Raw genomic sequence first — 20,709 nt, 5'->3', positions numbered from 1 at the left:
TATCGTCACTCTCCTTCCTCTCGCTTCATTTTCAATTTCTTAAATCCTCCTTCCAAATATCCGTGTGACATATCGTGCCGAACAAGAGCATCGTAGTAGGTGTCTATTGTCGTCGGCGCATTGTATATCGTAGTCAGCATATACTGACGGATATTTCTAATCTTTGTGGTGTTCTCCTTGAAGCAGTCCATAACATATCGAATGTGTTCGGCATTCAGTTTCATAAACCGACTGCGGACAATTTCTGCCGGACGCTCCTCTGCACCAATGCGAATCAACGGTCGCTTCGTGCAAACTGTTTCAACGATCAACTCCAGAATGTTATCCAGCATTTCGGAATCGTAAGGGTAATCCTTCTTCAACAAATCCATACTGAGCTGATCCGAGAAATAATCAAAGTATTCTTGATACCGGTCATTCTCGTCCATCATTCCACCATTTCCGGAAGGAAAGATAGAATCAGTATCACTAAATTCAGTATTTTTAATATCAGTATTATTACATTGTGATTTCGGAAGTTCTTGAGTTGTGATTTCCATTGTTCCAGAATTGTGATTTTCACAATTCAAGAGTTGTGAATCCACAGCAGAGATAAAGTTCTTCACATAGATCAGGTTGGGCTTTCCCAAACCCTGGCGCTTACGTTCAATCAATCCTGCTTTCTTCTCAAGTTCACTGAGCAGCTTGATAGCCTTTTGTTCAGCACAGTTCAGAGCCATCTTCGCTTCGTCGATTGTAAAAATGATATACACTCTACCGTTTTTATCTATCCAACCATTCTTGGCAGACAGGCTCATGCGGTCAAGCAAAATGCCATACAGCATCTTGGCATCGGCAGAAATATTCCAGAACCTCTCGTTCGTGAACAACACCTTCGGAACTCGATAGAATGTGAATAGATCGGATTGCTGACCGTAAAAATAATCAAAACTCACACGGCTTCACCACCTTCTTTCTGCGGAAAACTTTCTGTTGTCAGCGGAATGCTGCGGAAAGTCGTATCCGTCTTTTCGTAAGGACATCGGGCAAAATAGTAGAAGCGGTATTCCTGTTCATACACATCCATATCAACGAAGCCCCACTTCACGCATAACCTTCTTCGTACACCAACCAATGCACGGGTGATCTCGCCCATAGGGACAGCCATCACATTCCGACTTGGGTTTCGGCGGCAAAGAGATTAAGTAGTAGCAATTATTTCTACCCAGACGGCAGCCCTTTCTGCCATTCGTCCAGAAGTAGCAGTAATGACAGTCGCTCGGCTTGTCTGCGGTATAAACAGGCTTGCTCAAATAAAACACCTCCAATCTCTTGTATTTGCCCATGGGTTTGGGCATAAAAAAAGAGCGCCTATCCATCCCCAATGCGGGGCAAATAGACGCTCTATGTACATAACGATATTTAATTTTATCTGCTATAACTGCATGGTATTCAAAACATCCGCCTTTTTTGATTAGCTGGATTTTTGGCACGATTTTGGGGCTGATTAGCAGGAAGGGCATTTTCATTAGCAAGAACAGCCCGTTTTCTGCTAAAAATTAGCTGGCGATTTTGTCTTATAACAACCGTTCGATTCTGGAGGGGTTGTCAAAAATCAAATTTTGGAGTAGAATTTTATCTCATACAGTGAAAGAGCTTTTTCGTAGCTTTTTATATAAGAAAAGCCGAAAACCCTTGAAAACAAAGGCTTTCGGCGTTGTTCACTGGCGTCCATAAGAGGATTTGAACCTCCGACCCCACGCTTAGGAGGCGTGTGCTCTATCCAGCTGAGCTATATGGACGTGTCTGATATATGATTATAGCCCGATCAAAGTCGAACTGCAATCCCTTATTTAGTTTTTTTTGAGGTGGCCGTTGTAACGCAACCTTAGGAGGCGAACCCTCTATCCTACTGAGGTACTGAGACGTATTTAATTGTAGTAGAGCAATTTTCAAATTTATTTCATAAATCGCTTCCAAAAAGGGATTGCTCCACCTGACCCTTAGGAGGCGAGTGCTCTATCCAGCTGAGCTATGACGACACATCCTATTTAAGAGAACTTATTCTCTTTTTATTTATGCACGAGTGCATCATGTTTACTATTTTAACACTCGTGCCTTCTAAATTCAACTAAATTTATATATCCTTTTTAAAAATTAATATATCCCTGCAGCCAGATTTTCCCTTTAAATCTGCGCCCGATTTCCGGCTCACCAAGCACCTTACTCTTTGGTACGCAAATATCAAATTGCAGCTCATTTACATCTAATTTCATCTGATATACCACTTCTTTTGTAAGCACATTTTCCCGCTCACGAACTGCCAATATTTCACCCATGATTGAATACACATCACACTCTACACCATGTGGCATGAAATATGTATCTACGATTGAAAATACATCCTCTGTGATAAGTCTTCGGGATACCTTAGAATATATGTCCATATCATCCAATGTCAATGTTTCGATTGCTCCCGGGTCTCCTTGTCTGGCCGCATTTAACAGATTTTTACGATTCTTAGAATTTTCTTGTTCCTGCTTGACCTGCACTTCGCTTTTCTTTATTGGAAATAAAATTTTTCCGTCAAGAGAAAGTCCTGAAAAGGTTACCGATGTTTGTTCTTGTGAAAGAAAACCAAGCTGTTTTTCTTTCATGTATTCCACGCCGTTCTGCACATGAAATATCAAACTGATTCCTACTTTTGAATCTTCACATATTCCTACATATGCTTCTTTTTCAATTCTTCTTTCTATCGATACTTCAGAATATGTTGTGATTCCACTGCCTTCAAAATATGGAAAATAGTAATCTGCTTCAAAACAATCTTCTCCATCTAACTCACCGCAAACTGTAATTCCCATACACTGTCCATATTCTTTTTGCAGCTCACAGTAATCTGTATCGTCTGAATACGACACAACCATCTGATGTGTACATTCCTGTTCTACCTGATTTAATAATTGCTTTAATTCTTTCTTCGACTGAATTTTTCCAAAGCCAATAGCTTTTAAATATTGATGCATCTATTTCTCCAGAAAATCCCGGATTGCTCCGGGATTTTACTTTATCTTCTTATTATTTATGTTTTGGAACGATAACTGTATTTCCACCCATATATGGCTGTAATGCCTCTGGAATCTTCACAGAACCATCTGCCTGAAGGTTATTTTCAAGGAATGCAATCAGCATTCTTGGTGGTGCAACTACTGTATTATTCAAAGTATGTGCAAAATATTTGCTTCCATCATTTCCTTTCACGCGAATTCCAAGTCTTCTAGCCTGTGCATCGCCAAGGTTTGAGCAACTTCCTACTTCGAAGTATTTCTTCTGTCTTGGAGACCATGCTTCAACATCCACAGATTTTACTTTCAAGTCTGCTAAGTCTCCAGAGCAACACTCTAATGTACGTACTGGAATATCCATGCTTCTGAAGAGATCTACTGTGTTCTGCCACAATTTATCATACCATTCTTTGCTGTCTTCTGGTTTGCAAACAACGATCATTTCTTGTTTTTCAAACTGGTGAATACGATATACTCCACGTTCTTCAATACCATGTGCTCCTTTTTCTTTACGGAAGCAAGGTGAGTAACTTGTCAATGTCTGTGGAAGCTGATCTTCTGTAAGCTGTGTATCGATAAATTTACCAATCATAGAATGCTCACTTGTTCCGATCAGATATAAATCTTCACCTTCGATTTTGTACATCATTGCATCCATCTCTGCAAAACTCATAACACCTGTAACTACGTTACTTCTGATCATAAATGGTGGTACGCAATATGTGAATCCACGGTTGATCATAAAGTCTCTTGCATAAGAGATTACTGCTGAGTGAAGTCTTGCGATATCTCCCATCAGATAATAGAATCCGTTTCCTGCAACTTTTCTTGCACTGTCAAGATCAAGACCATCAAAACTTTCCATAATCTCTGCGTGATATGGAATTTCAAAATCTGGAACAACTGGCTCACCATAACGTTCTACTTCCACATTTTCGCTGTCATCTTTACCAATCGGTACAGATGGATCGATGATATTTGGAATTGTCATCATATCTTTTTTCAGTTTTTCTTCTACTTCCTTCTCTTCTTTTGAAAGAGCCTCGATTCTATCTCCATTAGCAGCAACTTGTTTCTTTACTTCTTCTGCTTCTTCTTTTTTGCCCTGTGCCATCAATGCACCGATCTGTTTAGAAATTTTATTTTTTTCAGCTCTCAGAGCTTCTACTTCCTGTTTGATTTCACGGTTTCTTGCATCTAACTCTAACACTTCATCTACCAATGGTAATTTTGCATCCTGGAATTTGTTACGAATATTCTGTTTTACAACCTCCGGATTTGATCTCACAAATTTAATATCTAACATCTCATCTTCCTCCTCTTACTCTGTTTTGAGATTTTATACATTTTAATTATTTTGGACAATTATGCCCTTTTTGCTGTTTTCTTAAAATCTACATCTTTTATATCATATACTTCTTGGAAAATTGCACGCTCCAAAGATTCTTTTTCTTCTTCACCTAATTCCACATAGCTCTTTCCGTTTATTATTTCTTTAATATAAGTATAACAACCTTCACGACTATGCATTGCATTTAATAGCCATCCACTGTTTTGATCATTTAACATAGTGAGTACAAAACTTAAATTTCCTCCCATTTCGTTAAATGCATCATAACGGACAATTCCAACTTTTTGGTATGTCTTTTGCACTTGTTTTCTAAGATTTCTGACTTCCTCTTTGTTTTCTTTTGCAATTTTCTCTACTTCATCTAATAAACTAAATTTTTCAAAGAAACTCTCTTCGAGATTCTTTCCGTCTTTTCCTTTCAAAAATGTTGTATAGGCTGCTTTTAATCGATTATACTTCATATTGATATTGATTAAAAGTATAAACAGAACTACCTGCACTAAAAACAACGCTATAATCAAATACATCGGATCTATTTTCATACTTGACAAAATCCACCTTTCACTATCTATATATCTTCTTTTTACATTTATACATTATGGATTGTCATCATCAAATCATATATTCTCTCAAGTTCTTCTTCCGAATAATATTCAATTTCTATTTTTCCTTTTCCATTTGCTTTCGCATTGATATTTACTTTTGTACCCATAATGGATTTCATTTTTTCAGCAATATCATTATATATAAACTGATGTTCCGGAGTTGTCTTTTTTACCTCTTTTTTAGGATTCTTTAAAGACTTAACAAGTTTCTCTGTTTCTCGAACACTCAGTTTCTCATCGAAAATCTTTGTAGCAAGTATATATTGTTGTTCTTCATCTTCAATTGCAAGAAGTGCACGAGCGTGTCCTGTACTGATCATATCATCTATAATCATTTGTTTTACTTTATCTGATAATTTCAAAAGTCGCATAGAATTCGTTACTGCTGTACGACTCTTTGACACTCTTTCTGCCACTTCATCTTGTTTTAAATGAAATTCCTCCAACAAACGTTTAAATGCCATTGCTTCTTCTATAGGATTTAAATTTTCACGTTGAATATTTTCAATCAATGATATTTCAACTATTTCCTGATCTGTATAAGATTTGATTAAAACCGGCACCTCTTTTAATCCCGCCAGTTTTGCAGCTCTCCATCTTCTTTCACCTGCAATGATTTCGTAATAATCTTTCTTTTTCTGAACTAATAATGGCTGTAAAACACCAAATTGTTTGATTGAATCTGCAAGTTCTAATAATGCATCTTCATCGAATTCTTTTCTTGGCTGATCACGATTCGGCTCGACCTGATTAATCTTTAATAATATTTCACTAGCTTTCGGGTCTTCTTTTATTTTTTTAGCCGGAGATACTTTTACTTCACTATTATTCTTTTTCGTTTCCGGTTTTGTCAGCTTATCGCTTTTATTTGGAATCAAACTGTCCAGTCCTTTTCCAAGTCCATTTCTCTTTACCGCCATCAGTCGTCTTCCTCCCCTTTGTTGATTACTTCTTCGGCCAGTAACATATAACTTTCTGCACCTGTAGATTTTGGATCATACAGGTTAATTGGCATACCATAACTAGGAGCCTCTGCCAGTCTGATATTTCTTGGGATAATTGTTTTATATATCGTTTGATCCAAATTATCCTTTACATTTTCTACAACCTGCAGCGAAAGATTTGTACGTGCATCATACATTGTAAAGACTACTCCTTCAATTTTCAAAGAAGGATTTAATCTTTCTTGAACAAGTTCGATTGTATGAATTAATTGGCTTAATCCTTCCAATGCATAATACTCACATTGAATTGGAACCAAAACTGAATCCGCTGTAGTCATTGCATTAATTGTAAGCATACTCAATGCCGGTGGACAATCAATAATAACATAATCGTAATTATCTCTTACTCTTGCCACTTCGTCTCGAATAATAAACTCCTTATTATCAACACCAATTAATTCAATTTCTGCTGCCGACAGATTTATATTAGAAGGAAGTACATCTAAGTTCTCAATTACATTTTCACAAATACAATCTTCTATTTTTGCATTACCTATGATTAAATCATACGCATTATATTCCACTTCATCCTTATCTACGCCAAGTCCACTCGACATATTTCCCTGCGGGTCGAGGTCAATTGACAAAACTTTTTTTCCAAAACTCGCAAGACAAGATGATAAATTAATTGCCGTTGTTGTTTTTCCAACTCCGCCCTTTTGGTTTGCAATAGCGATAATTCTACTCATTTTTGTACTCCTTTCGCGTTACTTTCATATTATATCACCAAACCAAAAGAGATTCTACTGCAAATCTTTTTTTCTCTAAAATGTTTCACGTGAAACATTATTTTATTGTTCTGTTGTGAAGTTTCACAAAAATGTTTCACGTGAAACATTTTTGCAATTTATTAATTTATTTTTTTCATCTGGAAAAGGTTTTATCCATTCTCATTTTGTAGTATAATAGATATGATTTTACACTTGTAAACTCAAAAAGTAAAAAATTCAAATACACCATTTCAAAATGTTAGGAGGTTGATTTTTTTGAGTTTTAAAAAGAAATTTTTAACTTTATCTGCAATAACGGCTGGTACATTAAGTGCACTTCATATATTTAATCGATTCATATATCATATTTCTACTATAGATAATATTCTTGCCAAGAATGGTGAGAATTATTACGATTGGACTTACGGCCGCATTTTTTATACAAAAGAAGGCTCCGGTTCTCCAATTTTGCTAGTTCATGATTTAAACGTCTGTAGTTCTTCTTACGAATGGAATAAGATAAAAAACGATCTTGCAAAGACAAATACTGTATACACTATTGATTTGCTTGGTTGCGGATTATCTGAAAAGCCAAATTTGACTTATACAAATTATTTGTATGTACAGTTACTGACAGATTTTATTAAAAATGTCATTGGAGAAAAAACAGATATTATATCCACCGGTCATTCCGCATCTATCGCATTGATGACTTGTGCAAATGATGATACTGTTATTGATCGTATTTTATTGATTAATCCTGAGAGTATTATTGATGCTTCAAAAACACCAAAGCATTATAATAAAGTGTTAAAATATATTCTCTGCACTCCTATAATCGGAACGTTTATTTACAATTTATTAGTAAGTAAAGATCGTATTGAAGAGAATTTTATGACTGACTATTTCTATGATCATTGTAAATTCAGAAAGAGAGATTTAGCCGCATATGTAGAAGCATCTCAGTCTGAGAAATCTCACGGAAGATACTTATATGCTAATATTTGTTCTAATTTTACAAATGCAAATGTATTAAACTGTCTGTCAAAAATTGACAATAGTATCTTTATTATTGTAGGAAATGGCAATCCAGAATATAGTCTTGCAGCAAGCCAGTATCAAAATCAATTACCTGCAATTGAAATTTGTGAGATTAATAAGACGAAATATCTGCCACAGCTTGAAGCTCCAACAGATGTATTAGAAAACATTAAGATTTATTTTGATTTAACCGCATAAACTATTTAAGGGACGGAGTTAATGGCTTTTTCATTCAGAAAAAGCCATTAACTCCGTCCCTTTTGGTTTAACTCAGTGGTTCTTTAGATGGTAATCCTGCTTTTCTCGGATATTTTTTCTTTGTCATTTCCAATTTATCAATCTCCACAAAAGATCTTCCGATCTCTGTTCCAGGCAATTGGAATTTAACAACATCTCTTACGTTTCCGCCTAATATTTTAACAGCCTTCTTCGCCTGTTTTAATTCGTCTTCTATCTCTCCGCTTTTATATGGAATAAATGCTCCGCCTACTTTTACATATGGAATACAGTACTCACTCAATGTAGAGAGATTTGCAACCGCTCTCGACACGCAAAGATCAAACTGTTCTCTATATTCTGCTTTTTTTGCATAGTCCTCGGCCCTTCCATGAAGTGTCTCTATATCTTTCAACCCCAGTTCTTCTATTACTGTATTTAAAAATTTCACTCTTTTTTGCAATGAATCTAACAATACAACCTTCAAATGTGGAAATGCAATTTTCAATGGCAATCCTGGAAATCCTGCCCCTGTTCCTATATCTATCACTGTATTTACATTCTGAATATCAATCGCTTTTACAATTGCCAGACTATCTACGAAATGCTTTTCATTTACTTCATCATATTCTGTAATTCCGGTGAGATTCATCACCTTATTCCACTCTACAAGTAATTCATAATATCTATGAAATTGCTCTTTTTGCACTTCGTTCAGCTGGATATTAAGTTGTTGCAATTGTTGTTCAAACTTATTCTCCATTTATATGCCTCTTACTTTCTTTCGTTTTAACACGTTAATTCGTTAAATTTATTTTACTTTCGCTCCAAATATACAAGCAATACAGACACATCTGCAGGAGATACTCCTGAAATTCGGGACGCCTGACCGATGGAGGACGGACGCATTTCATTCAATTTCTGTTTTGCCTCAATACGAAGACTCTGAATCTCATCATAATTAATATCTTCTGGTATAAGCTTGCTCTCAAGTTTCTTAAACTGTTCTACCTGACGCTGTTGACGTTTAATATATCCATCATATTTAATGTTAATATTAACCTGCTCTACAACATCATAGTCCAGTTCCGGTCTGTTTGGATCAACCGGTGCAAGAGCTTCATAATTCAATTCTGGTCTTCGAATCAATTCTGCCATCGTTGTTCCAGAAGTCAGCGGCGTACTTTCATACTGTTTCAATAAATTTTGTACAGCTTCTGAAGTTCCTAAATTAATATGCTCAACACGTTCTATTTCTTTCTGGATGAGTTCTTCTTTTCTAAGCAGTTTCTGGTATCTTTCTTCTGAAATCAAACCAATCTCATAGCCTTTTTTAGTCAATCTTAAATCTGCATTATCCTGACGCAATAACAAACGATATTCGGCTCTTGAAGTCATCATTCGATATGGTTCATGACTTTCTTTTGTTACCAGATCATCAATCAAAACGCCTATATAACCTTCTGAACGGTCAATCACAATACCTTCTTTTCCCTGCAATTTTCTTGCCGCATTAATGCCCGCAATCAACCCCTGTGCTGCTGCTTCTTCATATCCGGAACTTCCGTTAAACTGTCCGCCACTAAAAAGTCCCTCTACGGCTTTGAATTCCAGCGTATTTTTCAATTGTCTGGCATCGATGCAGTCATACTCGATTGCGTATGCATTTCGCACGATTTTGGCGTTTTCAAGGCCGGGAACACTTCTATACATTGCATACTGTACATCTTCCGGTAATGAACTTGACATTCCACCGACATACATCTCATTTGTCTCCAGTCCTTCCGGTTCAATAAAGACCTGATGACGGTTTTTATCTGCGAATTTGACAACCTTATCTTCAATAGATGGGCAATATCTCGGTCCTGTTCCTTCAATCATTCCTGAATACAGTGGAGAACGGCTCAAATTATTTCTTATAATCTCATGTGTCTTCTCATTTGTATAAGTCAGCCAGCAGGAAACCTGATCTATCTGAACGTCTTCCGGGTTTGTTGTAAAGGAAAATGGTACTACTCTCTCATCGCCTTTCTGCTCTTCCATCTTACTGAAATCAATTGTTCTTTTATCAATTCTCGCAGGAGTTCCTGTCTTAAAACGATACATTTTGATACCCAGCGACTTCAAACTATCTGTCAGGTAATTTGCAGGCTGGAGTCCATTTGGTCCTGTCTGTGTACTTACTTCTCCATAAATACATCTTGCTTTCAAATATGTTCCTGTACATAATACAACCGCACGACAACGATAAATAGCACCGGAATAGGTTTGTACTCCTGTTATCTTTCCATCCTCTGTCAAAATATCTGTCACTTCCATCTGACGGATATCTAAGTTTTCCTGATTCTGTAATACCATTCTCATTGTTCTACTGTAATTTGCTTTGTCAGCTTGTGCTCTAAGCGAATGTACTGCCGGCCCCTTTGATTGATTCAACATCTTAGACTGAATAAATGTCTTATCAATCACCTTTCCCATCTCACCGCCAAGTGCATCTAGTTCTCGCACCAGATGTCCCTTTGAACTTCCACCGATATTAGGATTACAAGGCATCATTGCAATACTGTCGACACTCACCGTAAACATCACTGTTTTGAATCCTAAACGAGCCGTCGCAAGTGCTGCTTCACAACCTGCATGTCCTGCTCCGACAACCGCAACATCATAATAATCTTTATTTTCCCATACAGAATTTGCTGAATATTTCATTGACCAAATCTTCTCCTATCGTTTCTCCTGTAATACTTCCAAGTGCCTCATATGCATCCATCAGATCGATGGAATAAAAATCTTCCGGCATTCCCATCTCAATGCTTTCTTTCACCTTTTTTAATGAATTATATGCATCCTGAAGTGCCGATTTTTGTCTCATATTTGTAATATATACTTCATCGTTAAATGAAATCTCACCTTGCAAAAACATCTTTTTTAACAGATTTTCAAAATCTCTGATTCCCTGTTCTTCCTTCGCAGATATTTCAATCATCGGAATATTTTCGCACGCCCCGCTAATTTCTTTCTGAAGCTGTTGTTCAAGATTTTCCTTTGAAATGAGTACGTTCAGGTCCATTTTATTTAATAAGATGACCGCCTTTTTACCTGCAATGATTTTCATGATTTCTATATCATTTTCATCAAGTTCACGTGATGCATCTACAACATAGATAATTAAATCTGCCTGCTCTGCATATTCTTTTGCTTTATCTACACCGATTTTTTCTACCTTATCTTCCGTCTCACGTATTCCTGCTGTATCGATCACATTTAAATTCAGCCCCTGAATCTGAATCTGTTCCTCAAGCACATCTCGCGTTGTACCTTCTATATCTGTTACAATTGCACGTTCTCTTCCTGAAAGAACATTTAAAAGAGACGATTTTCCGGCATTTGGCTTTCCGAGAATAACTGTCTGAATTCCTTCTTTCATGATTCTTCCATTTTCCGAAGAATCAATCAAATCTTTTAATTCTTCCGACAATGTTTCCACAACGTCTTCCAACTGCTCCCCATAACCATCAACACTAATATGTTCCGGGTCGTCCAATGCGGTTTCAATAAATGCCGTATGATAAATAATCTGCTTTCGAATCTCTTCTATCTTTTTCTTTACACTGCCCTTTAACTGGCTCATAGAACTCTTCAGTGCATATTCATTTTTTGCAGTAATCACATCAATCACTGCTTCTGCCTGAGAAAGATCCATCTTTCCATTTAAGAAAGCTCTCTTTGTAAATTCTCCGGGTTCTGCCGGTCTTGCCCCATTTCGAAGTACTGTATCTAATACTCTTTTTACCACATAAACGCCGCCATGACAATTAATTTCAACAGTATCTTCACCGGTAAATGTTCTTGGCGCCCGCATAATACTGACAAGCACTTCATCTATCGTCTCTTTTCCATCCACTATATACCCATAATGTATGGTATGTGACTGCACTTTTGACAGCACTTCTTTTCCCTTATATATTTTATCTATTACCTGAAATGCTTCTTCTCCACTAATTCGGACAATCCCGATTCCTGAATTCGACATTCCTGTAGAAATCGCTGCAATCGTCTCTTTACTATACATCGCAATTCTCCTCTTAAACAAAAGGAACGATTCACACTTCACGAAATTATTCCGTGAAGCGTAAACCGTCCTCTATCACCTACATCACTATTTTTTCAATGTGACAACTACTTTTCTATAAGGTTCTTCCCCTTCACTATGTGTTGTTACATAAGGATCATTCTGGAGTGCAGAATGAATAATTCTTCTCTCATAAGGATTCATTGGCTCTAATGCTACAGGTCTTCTATTTCTCTTTACCTTATGTGCAATATTTTTAGCAAGGTGTTTCAAAGTTTCTTCTCTTCTTGCACGATAGTTTTCTGTATCAAGCTTTACTCTTACATAACCGCTCTGATGCTTATTTGCAACACGGTTTGCAAGATATTGCAGAGAATCCAGTGTCTGACCACGTTTTCCAATCAAAATACCCATATTCGGGCCGGACATATTGATACTAAGAGATCCATCTTCATCAATATCCAATGCAATCTCCACTTCCATACCCATGGCTTTTAATGTGTCTTTCAAAAATGTCGAAACAGCTTCTTTTGTTTCATCTGTTACTTCAGCCAGTTCTACTTCTCTTTTTACTGGAGCATCATTTTTGATTTCTTCTTTTTTCTCTACTTTTTCTGTAGTCTGTTTTGGCTTTTCATCATGTTCGATCTCAGCCTTTACTTCTTCAACAATTTTCTCTTCTGCTTTTACTTCTTCTGCTGCTACTTGCTGAATCTCTTTTTTAACTTCCTCTACAATTTCAGTTTCCTGCTTCTCTTCCACTTTTCTTCTAGCTTCGATCACAGCCTGTTTCATCCCGATTCCTAAAAATCCGGCACTTCCTTTTTCAATTACCTCATACTCAAGTTTATCACTTGTAATTCCGAGCTGAATGGATGCCTCTGTAATTGCATCTTCAACTGTTTTTGCTGAAACTCTGATACTACCGTTCATCCCGAATCCATCCTTTCTCCAACTGTCCGAAATCACTCATTCCCTTCGAAATTGCGATTCGTCTACCCTATCCTATTTCTCATTCTTGTTATCGCCAGAATTATTGCCATTAAATCTGCTTACCATATTGGCTTTTGAAGCAAGACTTCCTGCTTTCGCATTTTTATTATAGCTGGCAGCCTTCTCCAATTTTTCCTGTCTTTCTTTTTCTGACATAGTAGAAGTTTTCTTATGCTCTACATTCTTTGTACTTGTAGTTGCCATCTTATTTAATTCTTTAGCAGATGTACCCTTTTTCTCACGTTTTTTTGCAGCTTTTTCCTGATTTTCTTTGATCATATCATCCAAAGATTTTGTCTGTAAATATTTGTTGATTGCTACCTGCTGTACACATCTTACAACTGCACTGACTGCCCAGTACAAACCAAGACCTGCAGGAAGTGTAAATCCAAGAACTACTGAGATCAATGGCATTGTATAAGTCATTGTCTTCATAGATGCTGCCATCTGATTATTCTCATCCATTGCTGGCTGTGGCTGGAGTTTAACACTGATAAACTGTGCAAGACCTGCCATGATTGGAATGATTACAGCAAGAATAATTCCAACAATTGAAAATGGATGTAATGAATTTGTAAGCATTGTCATTGGTGTCTCACCAATATTAATTCCAAGGAAATTGTTCAAATGTCCCATTGTCTTTGTAGTAGCATCTACTACAGTTTCAATAGAAGGCATCTTATCTACCAATAAATTCCATGTAGAATCCTGGAATTTATACAATACCTGAACCAATGTGTCGGCTTTTGAATAATCATATGCAGTTGCACTCATTAATACCGGTTTTGCAGCTCCGATTGTCTCCATAATTTTCTGGAATCCATCTACCTGCATAATCTGGTCTACAACCGGCATATATGCTGCTTTTACACCATCAACATACTTTGGAATATTCTGAATGACAGGATACAACGCAAATAAAATTGGCATCTGGATCAACATCGGAAGACATCCACCTGTTGGGGATACGCCATATTTTTCATAAACAATCTGTAATTCTTCCTGTTGTTTCAACATGGAAGCCTGATCTTTTTTATTTGCATACTTTTTCTGAATTTTCTGGATTTCAGGGTTCATTACCGCCGACATCTTTGACCACTTCTGCTGTTTTACAGTAAGTGGAATCATCAGCGTATAGATAATAATTGTAAATATAATAATACAAACACCGATATTCTGTACTCCGAATACGCCATCCATAATATTATAGATTCCATTCATCAATTTTCCAAGCAACCATGCTATCTGATGAATGATTGGCCAGTCACCATAACCGGCAGCCAATACTCCGTACATATTTTTTCCTCCTTAAGGTACTGGATCATATCCACCTTTTGCAAATGGATTGCAACGCAAAATTCTCCATGCAGTTAGCAGTCCACCTTTTAATACACCATACTTCTCAATGGCCTCAATTCCATATTGAGAACACGTAGGAGTATAAATGCAATGATATCTCATCTTCATAGGTGAAAGATATTTTTGATAGAATCGAATCATACTGATACAAATCTTCTTCATCTGCGTCACATTCCTCTTATTTTTTCTACTGTTTAACTACAATTTTTTAGTATTCTAAACAGTCTTATATATTTTATGAAGCTTTCCCAAATGGATGAGTGCACTTTCCATTTCTTTATACGTGACATCTTTTGCACTCTGTCTTGCTATTACCACTAAATCATATCCTCTTTGGAAACATTCTTCTTGAAGTCGATAGCTCTCTCTTATCAATCTTGTAAGGTGATGTCTTACAACACTGTTCCCTACTTTTTTACTTACAGAAATTCCAATTCTGTTTTTCTCTGTCTGATTTTCCATAATATATAGAACCAGATACTTATTTGCATAAGATTTTCCCTGTCGATAAACAGTCTGAAAATCTTTATTCTTTTTCAAAGATTCGGAAAATTTCATAATTATTTCCTTTTCGAATTAAAATCCTCATACGTTTCCACGTATCTCTTCTAAAAATTCAAGTCGAACTATTACTCACCACCTGAAGAGGTGGAAGTCTTCTCGACTGAGATAAATCTGTATAGAAGAAAAGGCCACAAAATTGCGGCCTAAGCTGATAACTGTTTTCTTCCTTTTGCTCTTCTGGCAGCTAATACTTTTCTTCCGCCTGCTGTGCTCATTCTTGCTCTGAATCCATGAACCTTAGATCTAGATCTTTTCTTTGGCTGAAATGTCATTTTCATTCTGAATACACCTCCCTTTGTGTGATATAGTTCTTCAGGAATTTCTTAAGTATTCCTGACAATATCAAGTTCATCACTATAATATAGTATATAGTTTCTACAGTTTCAGTTCTTTCTTATATATAAATCCAGAAAGACACTGCTCTTAATTATATTCAAAAAACAGCTCTAAGTCAAGCAAATCCTGCCATATTTCTCGCTTTTAAAAATTTCAACCTTTTTTTCGACAAAAATTCAATATCGTTATTTTGCACAAAACAGGTGCGTGTTCTTTGTAGAATTTGTTTCTTTTCTATTTCCTATCATATCCTCTTTCTTTTGTGATAGCATTCTAATAAGGCCGCCAGGTTCATGCCGGCCGTCTGAGATTCTGTAGCTGAAATATATTAGCTAATTATCTGCAATTCCTCCTCAAACATTTCCGCTGCAGATTTATACCCATGGATACGCCGTGGGTATTGATTTATCCAGTTTTCAACCTCCTGGATGTCCTCAGCCGTTCGATCATCAAAATTCGTTCCTTTAGGGACTTTTCTCCGCACCATTTTGTTTGTGACTTCGTTTGTCCCTCTTTCCCAGCTGCTATATGGATGACAGTAATACATCTTTGTTCTCTTTCCTGCTCCTATTGCGGATCTCTCCAGTTCTTCACAATAGGCAAATTCTGTCCCATTGTCTACAGTTATGCTTTTGAATACCGTTTTGAATAATTCTCCCCAGCGTTTTTCCAACCGGTCCACTGCTGCCACCACTTCCTCAGCACTATGGTTATTCAATTTGAATATGATTTCCGCTCTTGTTTTTCTTTCTGTAAGTGTTAATAATGTATTTTTAGATTTTCCTCGGCGCCCCAGAACGCTATCCATTTCCCAGTGGCCAAACTCCTCTCTGCTGTTTATGATCTCCGGTCTATTTTCTATGCTTTCGCCCGTCTCTGCTCTCTTCTGCTTCTTTACCTTATTATATTTTCTTTTCCTATTCTTTTTTACAGGCAGATTTTTATTGGTTACTCTCAGAAAAATTCCTTTATCTATATAACTGTATACAGTGGTTGTACATATTTGGGTCTGGAACTCGCTCCATCGGCCTGATGCTGTCAATTCTCCTATGATTGCATCCGGACTGTAATCCTCATTTATTATTTTATCCTCAATATAATTTGCCAGCTTGATATCATTTCCTATTTTCAGCTGTGTTCCCCTTACTTTCAGGTTTTCATCACATTTTCGTTGTGCCAGATCTGAACTATATCGCATTTCGGTGGTATAGTCGCTGTTTAAGTGTTCATATTGGCCTCGTTTAAGTTCATTGTAGATTGTACTGCGGTGTACGTGCAAAATCTCAGCAATTTCCACAACTTTATGGCCAGCATTATATAAAGCCTCCAGTCTGATTCTATCGCTGTGTTTTAATTGTCTACTTCCTTTTTGATTTGCCATACTCCCGCCTCTTTCGTAAAACAACCCGCAGGCATCGGTGTCCTGCGGGTTGTTATGTGCTTCTTATCATTTGCCTTGTATTATTTTATCTACTATCAGCTTTTCAATGTAATGCGGACAGCTCCGCACTCCAGTCTCCCAGTTCGACAGTGTTCTATATGGTATTTCTAACCACTCTGACACCTCACGCCTACTCATTCCCTTTTGTTTGCGTGCTTCTTCAATCGTCATTTTATCACGCCCCTTGATTTTCTGCTTTGTTCCTGCTATATTTACATTATAGCACTTGGGGCGGTTAGCAGGATTGTTTAGGTATCCGCCCCTCGTGTGTTCCCTTTATTCTATTTTACTTTCTTACCTCTTCAAGGATTTTTTCAATATGTTCTACTGTATGTGTTTCTCCGTTTGTTCTCGCTACTTCTCTTATTGATACTAACATTGCTATCAGATCTGCTTTACTCATTTCGTTCTCCATTTTTAACTCCTTTCCTGCTGTTCCCTTGCTACAATTATATAATACACCCATTGAGTGCATTTGTCAATCTTTTTCTACTCATTGGGTGTATTTTTTTACAAGAAAAAACACCGCAACATACTGTTACAGTGTCCCACTTTCATCAGTCAGCCATTCCATGCTCACGCCCAGTGCTTTAGAAAATATTTTCAATTCATAATCTGTTACGATTCTTGTGCCTCTTTCTATGCGACTTATTGAATCTCGTTCTATCGCAACTCCGGCCACCTGCATACGCGCCGCTAAATCACTTTGTGTAATTCTGTTTTTTTGCTCTCGCCAACCTTATGCGTTCCCCGCACAAGTTATCTTTTCCCTTGTATGCGTATATCTTCATCCGGTACGCCCCTATCATGTGTTAATAATCAGAATTTTTCTTGACTTTACCACATTTCAAAAGCATAATTGTGTTAAAGGTCAGCATGACTATAATTTTTACATTTATCTAGGAGGATGCACTATGGATTTATTCACAAAAGCTGATAAGCAAAAAGAGTTCCCTGATAGTAATACCGTTCTTATACATTTGAAAAGCAACGGAAAATTCAATGTAACTATTCACGATAACTTTCTTACGGTAGAGCCGCGTGGTTTCACTAATGCTGTTAATAAGGGACTGATCGGGCAAAAGACCTATGATCTCAATAATGTTTCCGGTGTACAATACAAAAAACCCGGATTTACCACTGGATATTTGCAGATTGTTCTCATCGGCGGCAGAGACGCACGAAACGGTGTCTCCGGAGCTGTAAAAGATGAAAATTCCATCACTTTTTCTAAAAAAGAGGATCATCTGATCCTTGAAATAAAAGAATATATTGAAAATTATATCCATGAGCGCTCCTCTGGTTCCGCTACAGCCTCTAATCTTGATGAAATACGAAAACTTAAAGAGTTGCTTGATATTGGAGCAATCACAGATGAGGAATTTGAAGCCAAAAAGGCCCAGTTGCTTAACATTTAAAGAAATCACAGAAAGGCCCCGGCATTTTGCCGGGGCCTTTCTGTTTGTCACATGTCTGATATTATTTCACATATACATTTCCATCATAGTATGCTGCAATCCATCCAGACGGTACCAGAATCCAGATATCACTGCCTACGTTCTTGATGGCCTGACACGTAACCTGAGTACCTGCATCCAGACAACCATCATGGTCCTTGTCATGTCTCTGTCCGTCCAGTGTCAGCTGGCTGTAGCTCTTGGTTGGGCATCCTGTTCCTGCTCCTGTTCTCACTTTCAGTTCAACCTGCAGAGTGTACACCGTTCCCACTTTATAGGTCAGTACCTCGCTGGAGCTGTTTCCGGAATTTGATCCAGCCTGTCTGATATACGATGAATCTACAAAACCATAAACCTTTTTAGCAATCAGGATATAATACCAATCATGGCCGCTGTTGTCCTTGATCGTATCGCAAATATCCACCAGGTTTCCTGTTCCCAGTACCGGCCAGGACTTGATGCTTGTGGAGCTGCCTGCCCAGGTCTTAACCGGAACGTTGTCTTGTGTGATTTCTCCCACCCACTTCGGAGTCTTATTGATTCCTCCGGATGCTGATCCGCTGGAAGTCGTTCCGGAGTTCGTTCCAGAATTAGAACTGTTTCCTTTACCGGTTGCTTTGGATGCATAGTCAGGTATTCCGTATCCACGGATATATCTGCCGTTAATTTTGATCTTTCTTGTTCCGACCAATCCGCCGCCCATGTTGCACTCTCCTATTAGAATCTCTCTGGTGTTCTTATTGACCTCCAGAACAATTCCAACATGATCCGGCCAGCTTGTGCAATCCGTTGTTGCATAATTCGTTCCATCTTTCCAATAATAGAACACGAAATCTCCAGTATCTGGGATATATGCATCATTTTCAACCCACCGGCCCATTTTCTGGAACAGCTGAATCATATATCCACAGCTGCACTCTCTTGGAATAATGTCCGTGAGTCCGGCCTTGATTCCCGCTGCGGATGCTCCTGTTGCACAGTAGTCATCTGTTGCCGTTACCCTGTACCCTCTGGCCAATGGCAGGCAGCTATTGTATAAGTTGATAATGACCATGTGTGATCTATCTGACCGTTTCAGTCCGATCCATCCTCTCATGTTGTTTGCTACCATCTGTCTCAATTCATTCTCTGTCATTCCTGCACTCTCCTTTTCTTCTCCTACATACTGCTTGATCCATTTCACACAGCACTGATGTCTTGGCTGATACATCTCGTCTCCAACCTGATTGTTGTTTGATGTATCCTGCTGATCCAGGATCAGTGATGCATAGATGCTGTCCGGAGTGTATGGTTTTGCCGCACGTCCGAAAATTCTTTTTGTCGGTTTCAAGCCTCCCAGGTGTTCAATCTCGCACCACATCATCTGAGCTGGTACAGTATTGACTCCGTATGCCACGGCCTGTTTGATGTATGTCTCCATCAGCTGTTCAAACAGCTCATCCTGGCATTTCTTTCCGCTCGGTGTCGTTATGATTGCGATCAGCGCCGCTTTCTCTGTTGCAGATGGATTCCAGCCGATCGCCTCCCAGTCCTGGCTCAGTCTGGACTCAATTCCTGCAGTGTCAGCTCCGCGAAATGCTCCCGGATCCTCTTTCAGAATCATCTGGCAGAGTTTTCTGGCCTCATTGCCGTAATTCTGTGCCCAGCCCAACGTGCATGTTTTTTCATTCTCTGAGTTTGCTCTCTTTCCGGCGTATGCTTCGTATCTACGTTGTCCATATACCTGACCGCCAGACTCCACTCCTCCGATAATGTTCGTCAATATTTCAAGTTGCTTTTTGTCCATGATCTTCCTCCAATCAAAGAAAAAGGGACGGTTTCCCGTCCCCTATTCCTGTTATTTCTCTGTCTCATCTTCGATGCACGCTGCATCTGTCAGACCCTCTCCGATGATGTACGCCACCACGGATGCTCCGGCCATAATCAGTGCTGTGACCTGTGTTGCTGTGTTCTCAGCTCCACCAGTGGCCACAATCATCATGCTCACGAATGATGCAACTGCAGTCCATAACTTTCTACTTGTCAGTTTTCTTACCCAGTTAATTTTCTTCATTTCTATGTTCCTCCTCTGATTTCTTTGTTAAAATCTCTATTGCCTTTGTTATCTGTGGCGGCATCGGAATCCCCATCAGACCCGCATTCTCCACAATGCTGATAGCCTCATTGGATATAAATCCGATAATCACGGCGTCACGTATGTAGTTCACATGAATCAGCATATCGAACCGGTACGCCATCAGCACGATCAGCAAAATCACGGCTTTTCTGCAGAGTCCTTTGAATCCCGCCTTGCTTTCCAGTGCTCCGTTTTTCGTCTTTGTAGACTTGTGGAACACTCCGGCCACAATCAAGCCAGTCAGGTAGTCTATGCCGATCAGAATCATCAGCGTCTGCAATCCTGTATCCCAACCACCCAAAAGCGCTGCTATGAATCCGCCGACCATTCCAACCGTGGTGCATAACTGCTCTTTCATCATCTTTCTACACCTCCCCTCTGCCCTCATACATCATCCACA

24 protein-coding genes and 1 tRNA gene are annotated in these 20,709 nt (G+C 38.3%); 2 read left to right on the top strand and 23 right to left on the bottom strand.

Annotation, left to right across the window (positions count from 1 at the left end):
• Window positions 1-5 precede the first annotated feature (5 nt).
• The 8 genes from D8Q48_RS11570 to D8Q48_RS11525 all read right to left on the bottom strand — a co-directional run bounded on the left by D8Q48_RS11570 (window position 6) and on the right by D8Q48_RS11525 (window position 6,693).
• Window positions 6-935 (bottom strand): DUF6017 domain-containing protein, encoded by a 930-nt coding sequence (locus D8Q48_RS11570; RefSeq protein WP_002304312.1) that lies wholly within the window; start codon window positions 933-935, stop codon window positions 6-8.
• The gene (locus D8Q48_RS11565) at window positions 932-1,087 is read right to left on the bottom strand and encodes a hypothetical protein (RefSeq protein ID WP_227131618.1); all 156 of its coding nucleotides are present in this window, start codon (window positions 1,085-1,087) and stop codon (window positions 932-934) included. Before D8Q48_RS11565 ends, D8Q48_RS11570 begins: the two co-directional genes overlap by 4 nt.
• A 617-nt stretch (window positions 1,088-1,704) precedes the next feature.
• Window positions 1,705-1,781 (bottom strand) — tRNA-Arg (locus D8Q48_RS11555).
• A 348-nt stretch (window positions 1,782-2,129) separates the two neighbouring features.
• The gene (locus D8Q48_RS11545) at window positions 2,130-3,005 is read right to left on the bottom strand and encodes a DUF3881 family protein (RefSeq protein WP_117990330.1); all 876 of its coding nucleotides are present in this window, start codon (window positions 3,003-3,005) and stop codon (window positions 2,130-2,132) included.
• 52 nt (window positions 3,006-3,057) lie between these two features.
• On the bottom strand, window positions 3,058-4,350 hold the full coding sequence (serS, locus tag D8Q48_RS11540; protein WP_022074903.1) for a serine--tRNA ligase: 1,293 nt from the start codon (window positions 4,348-4,350) through the stop codon (window positions 3,058-3,060).
• 59 nt (window positions 4,351-4,409) lie between these two features.
• Entirely contained in the window at window positions 4,410-4,937 is a 528-nt protein-coding gene (locus D8Q48_RS11535; protein WP_118725177.1) for a DUF4446 family protein, read from the bottom strand.
• Window positions 4,938-4,984: 47 nt separating this feature from the next.
• Complete coding sequence (locus D8Q48_RS11530) at window positions 4,985-5,920, bottom strand: ParB/RepB/Spo0J family partition protein (protein WP_121056561.1); 936 nt, start codon at window positions 5,918-5,920, stop codon at window positions 4,985-4,987.
• Complete coding sequence (locus D8Q48_RS11525) at window positions 5,920-6,693, bottom strand: AAA family ATPase (protein ID WP_022074906.1); 774 nt, start codon at window positions 6,691-6,693, stop codon at window positions 5,920-5,922. Before D8Q48_RS11525 ends, D8Q48_RS11530 begins: the two co-directional genes overlap by 1 nt.
• Window positions 6,694-6,990: 297 nt before the next feature.
• Between D8Q48_RS11525 and D8Q48_RS11520 the strand changes: the two genes are divergently transcribed.
• Window positions 6,991-7,953 (top strand): alpha/beta fold hydrolase, encoded by a 963-nt coding sequence (locus D8Q48_RS11520; RefSeq protein WP_121056559.1) that lies wholly within the window; start codon window positions 6,991-6,993, stop codon window positions 7,951-7,953.
• A gap of 67 nt (window positions 7,954-8,020) precedes the next feature.
• Here D8Q48_RS11520 and rsmG read toward each other — a convergent pair whose 3' ends face one another.
• From rsmG to D8Q48_RS17905, 12 genes are all read right to left on the bottom strand, one after another.
• Window positions 8,021-8,734 carry a 16S rRNA (guanine(527)-N(7))-methyltransferase RsmG gene (gene rsmG / locus D8Q48_RS11515; RefSeq protein ID WP_118725180.1) on the bottom strand — a complete coding sequence of 238 codons (714 nt, stop codon included), beginning with the start codon at window positions 8,732-8,734 and terminating at the stop codon, window positions 8,021-8,023.
• A 53-nt stretch (window positions 8,735-8,787) separates the two neighbouring features.
• Complete coding sequence (mnmG, locus tag D8Q48_RS11510) at window positions 8,788-10,680, bottom strand: tRNA uridine-5-carboxymethylaminomethyl(34) synthesis enzyme MnmG (protein ID WP_121056557.1); 1,893 nt, start codon at window positions 10,678-10,680, stop codon at window positions 8,788-8,790.
• The gene (mnmE, locus tag D8Q48_RS11505; RefSeq protein ID WP_121056555.1) at window positions 10,646-12,043 is read right to left on the bottom strand and encodes a tRNA uridine-5-carboxymethylaminomethyl(34) synthesis GTPase MnmE; all 1,398 of its coding nucleotides are present in this window, start codon (window positions 12,041-12,043) and stop codon (window positions 10,646-10,648) included. The genes mnmG and mnmE overlap by 35 nt, the downstream gene beginning before the upstream one ends.
• A gap of 87 nt (window positions 12,044-12,130) precedes the next feature.
• Window positions 12,131-12,976: an RNA-binding cell elongation regulator Jag/EloR gene (gene jag, locus D8Q48_RS11500; protein ID WP_117990338.1), complete on the bottom strand. Its 846-nt coding sequence runs from the start codon at window positions 12,974-12,976 to the stop codon at window positions 12,131-12,133.
• A 72-nt stretch (window positions 12,977-13,048) separates the two neighbouring features.
• Entirely contained in the window at window positions 13,049-14,332 is a 1,284-nt protein-coding gene (locus tag D8Q48_RS11495) for a YidC/Oxa1 family membrane protein insertase (RefSeq protein ID WP_118688771.1), read from the bottom strand.
• 12 nt (window positions 14,333-14,344) lie between these two features.
• Window positions 14,345-14,557: a membrane protein insertion efficiency factor YidD gene (gene yidD / locus D8Q48_RS11490; protein WP_022074913.1), complete on the bottom strand. Its 213-nt coding sequence runs from the start codon at window positions 14,555-14,557 to the stop codon at window positions 14,345-14,347.
• Window positions 14,558-14,611: 54 nt separating this feature from the next.
• The gene (gene rnpA, locus D8Q48_RS11485; RefSeq protein WP_022074914.1) at window positions 14,612-14,953 is read right to left on the bottom strand and encodes a ribonuclease P protein component; all 342 of its coding nucleotides are present in this window, start codon (window positions 14,951-14,953) and stop codon (window positions 14,612-14,614) included.
• Between the two features lie 149 nt (window positions 14,954-15,102).
• Window positions 15,103-15,237: a 50S ribosomal protein L34 gene (gene rpmH, locus D8Q48_RS11480; protein WP_004613283.1), complete on the bottom strand. Its 135-nt coding sequence runs from the start codon at window positions 15,235-15,237 to the stop codon at window positions 15,103-15,105.
• 386 nt (window positions 15,238-15,623) lie between these two features.
• Window positions 15,624-16,676, bottom strand: a complete 1,053-nt coding sequence (locus tag D8Q48_RS11475; RefSeq protein ID WP_121056553.1) for an IS30 family transposase — start codon at window positions 16,674-16,676, stop codon at window positions 15,624-15,626.
• A 66-nt stretch (window positions 16,677-16,742) separates the two neighbouring features.
• Window positions 16,743-16,907, bottom strand: a complete 165-nt coding sequence (locus D8Q48_RS11470) for a helix-turn-helix transcriptional regulator (protein ID WP_117684727.1) — start codon at window positions 16,905-16,907, stop codon at window positions 16,743-16,745.
• Window positions 16,908-17,022: 115 nt separating this feature from the next.
• Complete coding sequence (locus D8Q48_RS17805) at window positions 17,023-17,151, bottom strand: hypothetical protein (RefSeq protein ID WP_256299960.1); 129 nt, start codon at window positions 17,149-17,151, stop codon at window positions 17,023-17,025.
• 123 nt (window positions 17,152-17,274) lie between these two features.
• Window positions 17,275-17,424: a helix-turn-helix transcriptional regulator gene (locus D8Q48_RS17905; RefSeq protein WP_330514668.1), complete on the bottom strand. Its 150-nt coding sequence runs from the start codon at window positions 17,422-17,424 to the stop codon at window positions 17,275-17,277.
• 226 nt (window positions 17,425-17,650) lie between these two features.
• Here D8Q48_RS17905 and D8Q48_RS11455 point away from each other — a divergent pair, with 226 nt between their 5' ends.
• A complete protein-coding gene (locus D8Q48_RS11455; protein ID WP_121056549.1) occupies window positions 17,651-18,154 on the top strand; it encodes an SHOCT domain-containing protein in 504 nt (167 codons plus the stop codon).
• Window positions 18,155-18,215: 61 nt separating this feature from the next.
• On the opposite strand, the gene D8Q48_RS11450 is transcribed toward D8Q48_RS11455, so the two are convergent.
• Genes D8Q48_RS11450 through D8Q48_RS11440 form a run of 3 tightly spaced genes read right to left on the bottom strand, consistent with a single transcriptional unit; the run spans window position 18,216 to window position 20,670 of the window.
• Window positions 18,216-19,979 carry a hypothetical protein gene (locus D8Q48_RS11450; RefSeq protein ID WP_121056547.1) on the bottom strand — a complete coding sequence of 588 codons (1,764 nt, stop codon included), beginning with the start codon at window positions 19,977-19,979 and terminating at the stop codon, window positions 18,216-18,218.
• Window positions 19,980-20,030: 51 nt separating this feature from the next.
• Complete coding sequence (locus tag D8Q48_RS11445) at window positions 20,031-20,246, bottom strand: hypothetical protein (RefSeq protein ID WP_118064067.1); 216 nt, start codon at window positions 20,244-20,246, stop codon at window positions 20,031-20,033.
• Window positions 20,233-20,670 (bottom strand): phage holin family protein, encoded by a 438-nt coding sequence (locus D8Q48_RS11440; RefSeq protein ID WP_317248094.1) that lies wholly within the window; start codon window positions 20,668-20,670, stop codon window positions 20,233-20,235. The genes D8Q48_RS11445 and D8Q48_RS11440 overlap by 14 nt, the downstream gene beginning before the upstream one ends.
• Between the last annotated feature and the right edge of the window lie 39 nt (window positions 20,671-20,709).

This window comes from Ruminococcus sp. B05 (genome assembly GCF_003628495.1).
Classification (GTDB): domain Bacteria; phylum Bacillota; class Clostridia; order Lachnospirales; family Lachnospiraceae; genus Schaedlerella; species Schaedlerella hominis.
This window is presented reverse-complemented; position numbering and strand designations above follow the sequence as displayed.

Excerpts from the sequence above, each read along its gene's own strand:
- yidD (WP_022074913.1), bottom strand. The coding sequence starts at position 14,557 with ATGAAGAAGATTTGTATCAGTATGATTCGATTCTATCAAAAATATCTT.
- rsmG (WP_118725180.1), bottom strand. The coding sequence starts at position 8,734 with ATGGAGAATAAGTTTGAACAACAATTGCAACAACTTAATATCCAGCTG.
- D8Q48_RS11470 (WP_117684727.1), bottom strand. The coding sequence starts at position 16,907 with ATGACGATTGAAGAAGCACGCAAACAAAAGGGAATGAGTAGGCGTGAG.
- D8Q48_RS11445 (WP_118064067.1), bottom strand. The coding sequence starts at position 20,246 with ATGAAGAAAATTAACTGGGTAAGAAAACTGACAAGTAGAAAGTTATGG.
- D8Q48_RS11545 (WP_117990330.1), bottom strand. The coding sequence starts at position 3,005 with ATGCATCAATATTTAAAAGCTATTGGCTTTGGAAAAATTCAGTCGAAG.
- jag (WP_117990338.1), bottom strand. The coding sequence starts at position 12,976 with ATGAACGGTAGTATCAGAGTTTCAGCAAAAACAGTTGAAGATGCAATT.
- D8Q48_RS11535 (WP_118725177.1), bottom strand. The coding sequence starts at position 4,937 with ATGAAAATAGATCCGATGTATTTGATTATAGCGTTGTTTTTAGTGCAG.
- D8Q48_RS11495 (WP_118688771.1), bottom strand. The coding sequence starts at position 14,332 with ATGTACGGAGTATTGGCTGCCGGTTATGGTGACTGGCCAATCATTCAT.
- D8Q48_RS17905 (WP_330514668.1), bottom strand. The coding sequence starts at position 17,424 with ATGCAGGTGGCCGGAGTTGCGATAGAACGAGATTCAATAAGTCGCATA.
- D8Q48_RS11525 (WP_022074906.1), bottom strand. The coding sequence starts at position 6,693 with ATGAGTAGAATTATCGCTATTGCAAACCAAAAGGGCGGAGTTGGAAAA.
- D8Q48_RS17805 (WP_256299960.1), bottom strand. The coding sequence starts at position 17,151 with ATGGAGAACGAAATGAGTAAAGCAGATCTGATAGCAATGTTAGTATCA.
- serS (WP_022074903.1), bottom strand. The coding sequence starts at position 4,350 with ATGTTAGATATTAAATTTGTGAGATCAAATCCGGAGGTTGTAAAACAG.
- D8Q48_RS11530 (WP_121056561.1), bottom strand. The coding sequence starts at position 5,920 with ATGGCGGTAAAGAGAAATGGACTTGGAAAAGGACTGGACAGTTTGATT.
- D8Q48_RS11440 (WP_317248094.1), bottom strand. The coding sequence starts at position 20,670 with ATGATGAAAGAGCAGTTATGCACCACGGTTGGAATGGTCGGCGGATTC.
- D8Q48_RS11475 (WP_121056553.1), bottom strand. The coding sequence starts at position 16,676 with ATGGCAAATCAAAAAGGAAGTAGACAATTAAAACACAGCGATAGAATC.
- D8Q48_RS11450 (WP_121056547.1), bottom strand. The coding sequence starts at position 19,979 with ATGGACAAAAAGCAACTTGAAATATTGACGAACATTATCGGAGGAGTG.
- mnmE (WP_121056555.1), bottom strand. The coding sequence starts at position 12,043 with ATGTATAGTAAAGAGACGATTGCAGCGATTTCTACAGGAATGTCGAAT.
- rnpA (WP_022074914.1), bottom strand. The coding sequence starts at position 14,953 with ATGAAATTTTCCGAATCTTTGAAAAAGAATAAAGATTTTCAGACTGTT.
- rpmH (WP_004613283.1), bottom strand. The coding sequence starts at position 15,237 with ATGAAAATGACATTTCAGCCAAAGAAAAGATCTAGATCTAAGGTTCAT.
- mnmG (WP_121056557.1), bottom strand. The coding sequence starts at position 10,680 with ATGAAATATTCAGCAAATTCTGTATGGGAAAATAAAGATTATTATGAT.
- D8Q48_RS11455 (WP_121056549.1), top strand. The coding sequence starts at position 17,651 with ATGGATTTATTCACAAAAGCTGATAAGCAAAAAGAGTTCCCTGATAGT.